Genomic DNA, 2124 nt, shown 5'->3' on the forward strand with positions numbered 1-2124 from the left:
TAATGGCGGCGGCGGCGATGCCGAGGCGGCCGCGGTTGAGCGAAGACATCGCCAGCGCAAAGCCGAGTCCCGGCTCGCCGATGATGGCGTCGACGGGAATGCGGCAGTCGCTGAAGATCACGTCGGCCGTGTGCGAGCCGTGCAATCCCATCTTGCGGTCGGTGCTGCCGATGCTCAGGCCGGGTGCGCCGCGTTCCACGATGAAGGCGGACAGGCCGCGATGGTCGCGACTGTCGGCATCGGTGCGCGCGATCACGGTGAAGACGTCGGCCGAAGGCGCATTGGTGATGTAGCGCTTGACGCCGTTGAGCACCCACTCGTTGCCGTCCAGGCGCGCGCTGGTGCGCAGTGCGGCCGCATCGGAGCCGCAGTCCGGCTCGGTCAGGCAGAACGCCGCGATCATCTCTCCCGCGGCCATGCGCGCCAGGTAGCGCTCGCGCTGGGCGTCGCTGCCGCAAGTCAGCAGGCCGTGCGAGCCGACGCCGTTGTTGATGCCGATGGCGGAACGAAACGAGAGGTTGGCGCGGCACAATGCGATCAGCACCGCGATTTCATCTTCCATGCCGAGTCCGAGGCCGCCCCAACGTTCCGGAATGCTCAGGCCGAACAAGCCGAGCGCCGCCATTTCGCCGAGGATGTCGTCGGGCACGCGCCGTTGTTCTTCCACCAGCGTCTCGTTCGGCAACAGGCGTTCGGCGACGAAGCGCTCCACCGCGGCGACGAATTGTTTGCGGGTTTGTTGGTCAAGCGCCATGGAGAATTTCCTTGCGGACTTTTGTTTCGGCGTGTGACGCGATGACGGCTGCACCATGATTGAGAACCACCATGCCGCGTTGCGGAACGCTGCACCGGAACGCGATGCGGTTGCCATTTTCACCCTCGCGCCAGATTTCAGTACGCAGTATTTCACCCGGATAGACCGGCGCCGAGAAGCGCGCGCCGATCGACCTGATGTCCATGCGGAGTTCGGGCTGCGGCGACCAGCACAGCGCTCAGCCGGTAGATCAACGCAGCCTGCGACAGGATGGGCAGGTCGATGCAGAAGTCCGCCGGCCGTTCCGGCAACGGCGCGGGCGGGGGATGAAGGTGGCCGGAAGCGGCCGCAGGCATGTTCTGTACGCCGCCGTCGCCGCGGCACATGGTGGTCATGCGCAGGGTGCAGACCGGTTCGCCGCTGTCTTCTTCGGTGACGACGCGTTCCTGGTAAATCAGCGCGCCTTTGTCCGGCCCCTTGTCGACGATATCGACAATCCGTGTATCGCCGATCAGGCGTGCGCAGACCGGCAGCGGCTTGTGCACGATCACCTGCTGTTCGGCGTGCACCACGCGCGTCCAGTCGATGCCGGTGTCGGGCATCTTCATCCAGAAGCCGGGATAGGCCAGCACCGTCGCCATGGTGGGCAGCACGCGCAGGCCTTCTTCATACACATAATGGAGTTGATCCCGGTCGAGCGGATCGGCGCCGAGGCCGACGCCGAGTGCGTACAGGATGCAATCCTGCGGGCGCACGTGCTGGCGCGCGATGGGAATCTTCCAGTGCATCAGCTTGCGATAGTCGATCGTCATGTGGCCTCGTCTGGGATGGACAGGGTGAGCACTTGCGGACATGAACCAGGTATTGCTGCGGCAGGGCGATGGAAGCTGTCGGCGCTGATGACGGTGACAAAGGTGATAACGTGCGCCGCGTCGGAAGGTGCCGCAACGCGGCTAAGGAATTGACGAATCGTCCTTGACATATACATACTACTAAGTATATTTAATTGAAGTCAACCAGAAGTGAAAAATGAGTGACGGGCGCCGCACGGCAACATGTGCGGGCCGGGCGTGTTGCAGGTAAAGTACGGAGCTGAGTCGATTTCTGACTCGCTACCTGATTTACACGCGACCAACGGAGACCAGATGCAACATCCAGGGACTTTGATTCGCGCCATGCTGTAGGCCGGCTTTGAAGCCGCCTACATGACCGGATTTTCGCTCGCCTCCAGCTACGGCAAGCCCGATATCGGCCTGCTCACCATGACCGACATGGTGCAGCAGGCGACGCGCATCGCCGAAGCGGTATCGCTTCCCGTACTGGTCGACGCCGACACCGGCTACCCGCCCCCCCCCCCCCCCCCCCCCCCC

General features: G+C 63.7%; 2 protein-coding genes and 1 pseudogene. 1 reads left to right on the forward strand and 2 read right to left on the reverse strand.

Annotation, left to right across the window (positions count from 1 at the left end):
- Nucleotides 1-754, reverse strand: a 754-nt coding sequence (locus tag HLUSI_RS0113250; RefSeq protein WP_016834437.1) for an acyl-CoA dehydrogenase family protein, incomplete at its 3' end; no start/stop codon positions are given.
- 152 nt (nucleotides 755-906) lie between these two features.
- Nucleotides 907-1566, reverse strand: a complete 660-nt coding sequence (locus HLUSI_RS28530; RefSeq protein WP_050977713.1) for an FAS1-like dehydratase domain-containing protein — start codon at nucleotides 1564-1566, stop codon at nucleotides 907-909.
- Nucleotides 1567-1950: 384 nt separating this feature from the next.
- On the opposite strand from HLUSI_RS28530, the pseudogene HLUSI_RS34955 reads away from it, so the two are divergent.
- Nucleotides 1951-2124 (forward strand): annotated as a pseudogene (locus HLUSI_RS34955) (isocitrate lyase/phosphoenolpyruvate mutase family protein); the annotation flags it as partial.

This window comes from Herbaspirillum lusitanum P6-12, assembly GCF_000256565.1.
Lineage (GTDB): Bacteria > Pseudomonadota > Gammaproteobacteria > Burkholderiales > Burkholderiaceae_D > Herbaspirillum > Herbaspirillum lusitanum.